Origin of the sequence: Mycobacterium sp. UM_Kg1 (genome assembly GCF_000972925.1) — a bacterium.
Taxonomy (GTDB): Bacteria; Actinomycetota; Actinomycetes; order Mycobacteriales; family Mycobacteriaceae; genus Mycobacterium; species Mycobacterium hiberniae.
This window is the reverse complement of record NZ_JRMK01000286.1, coordinates 1-1843: the sequence shown is the minus strand read 5'-3', so window position 1 is coordinate 1843 and position 1843 is coordinate 1. Positions and strand designations below refer to the sequence as shown.

General features: G+C 64.6%; 2 protein-coding genes. Both read right to left on the bottom strand.

Annotated features, from left to right (window positions below):
- Positions 1-89: 89 nt before the first annotated feature.
- Positions 90-425 (bottom strand): histone-like nucleoid-structuring protein Lsr2, encoded by a 336-nt coding sequence (lsr2, locus tag LI92_RS21085; RefSeq protein ID WP_019738040.1) that lies wholly within the window; start codon positions 423-425, stop codon positions 90-92.
- Between the two features lie 115 nt (positions 426-540).
- A partial coding sequence (gene lysS / locus LI92_RS21080; protein ID WP_046322417.1) for a lysine--tRNA ligase occupies positions 541-1843 on the bottom strand: 1303 nt, incomplete at its 5' end.

The following is a 1843-nucleotide window of genomic DNA, read 5'->3' as shown; positions in this document are numbered from 1 at the left end:
CTCTCCTCCGTCGAGCCTCGCCGAACCGCCGGACCCACGCGGCGGTCCCGGCTTCGCCTCTCCTCCGTCGAGCCTCGCCGAACCGCCGGTCAGGTTGCGGCGTGAAATGCGTCGATGATGTCGGCCGGGATACGCCCGCGGGTGGACACGTTGTGACCGTTTCGCCGGGCCCATTCCCGGATGGCCGCGCTCTGCTCGCGGTCGATGGCGCCCCGGCGGCCCCCACCCGAGCGTCCGCGGCGACGGCCACCGACCCGGCGGCCCGCGTCGGCCCACTTCTTCAGTTCTGCGCGCAGCTTCGCGGCATTTTTGCTCGAAAGGTCGATCTCATAGGTCACCCCGTCCAGGCCGAATTCGACCGTTTCGTCGGCGGCACCCTCACCATCGAAATCATCGATCAAGGTGACGGTCACTTTTTTCGCCATTGGTACCCCTTGGATAGCTTTCATCGCGCAAACGGTGCGCAAAGCCGTATTCGACCTCGCCGCCTAATGTGCCATAAAAATTCGCCTGCTTCAACACAACAGGTGTCGGCGCAGTTCAGTTGCCTTGCCGGCGAACAATCGGAAACAAAACCGTGTCCCGAATTGATAGTCCCGTCAAGACCATCAACAGACGGTCGATACCCATTCCGGTTCCGGTACAGGGCGGCATAGCGTGTTCCATCGCCGCCAGGAAGTCCTCATCCAGCGCCATCGCCTCGTCGTCGCCCGCCGCCGCCGCCGCGGCCTGCGCCGCGAACCGCTCACGTTGCACCACCGGGTCGATGAGTTCGGAGTAGCCGGTGGCCAGTTCGACACCGCGCATATAAAGGTCCCACTTCTCGGTGACGCCGGGGATACTGCGGTGCTGGCGGGTCAGCGGTGTCGTCTCCACCGGGAAGTCCCGGACGAACGTCGGGGCGCTCAGGTCATGCCCCACGGCATGTTCCCAGAGTTCCTCGACCAGTTTGCCGTGCCCATAGCCACGGTCGGTCGGGATTTCGACGCCGAGACGATCGGCGATCGCCCACAGCTGCGCGACCGGGGTGGCCGGGGTGATCTCCTCGCCGAGTGCGACCGACAGCGAGGGATACATTTCAACGGTCGCCCATTCGCCGTCGATGTCGTAGACACTGCCGTCGGGAAGCGGCAGTTGCCGGGTCCCGATCACCTCGTCGGCGACTTCTTGAATTATCTCCCGCGTAGCCAAGGCGGAGTCGTCATAGGTGCCGTAGGCCTGGTAAGTCTCCAACATCGAAAACTCGGGCGAATGAGTGGAATCAGCGCCTTCATTCCGGAACACTCGATTGAGCTCGAAGACTCTGTCGAAACCGCCCACAACACACCGTTTGAGGAACAGTTCTGGTGCGATTCTCAGGTAAAGGTCGGCGTCCAGGGCGTTGGAATGGGTGACGAAAGGCCGGGCGGCCGCCCCGCCGGCCAATGTCTGCAGCATCGGCGTCTCGACTTCCAGGAATCCGCGCCGCTCGAGCGCGTTGCGCACCGACCGAATGACCGCGATCCGCTGGCGCGCCACGGTCCGCGCCTCCGGCCGGACGATCAGGTCGACGTAGCGCTGCCGCACCCGCGACTCCTCGCTCATCTCCTTGTGCGCGACCGGAAGGGGCCGCAACGACTTCGAGGCCATCTGCCAGGAGTCCGCCAAAACCGACAACTCGCCGCGGCGGGAGCTGATCACCTCGCCGTGCACGTAGACGATGTCGCCGAGGTCGACGTCGGCCTTCCACGCCTCCAACTCCTGCTCCCCGACACTGGCCAGGCTGATCATCACCTGCAGCTGGGTTCCGTCGCCCTCCTGCAGGGTCGCGAAGCACAACTTGCCCGAGTTGCGGGCGAACACC

What these genes read in the sequence shown, in the direction of transcription:
- lsr2 (WP_019738040.1), bottom strand. Translation starts at nt 425, where the DNA reads ATGGCGAAAAAAGTGACCGTCACCTTGATCGATGATTTCGATGGTGAG.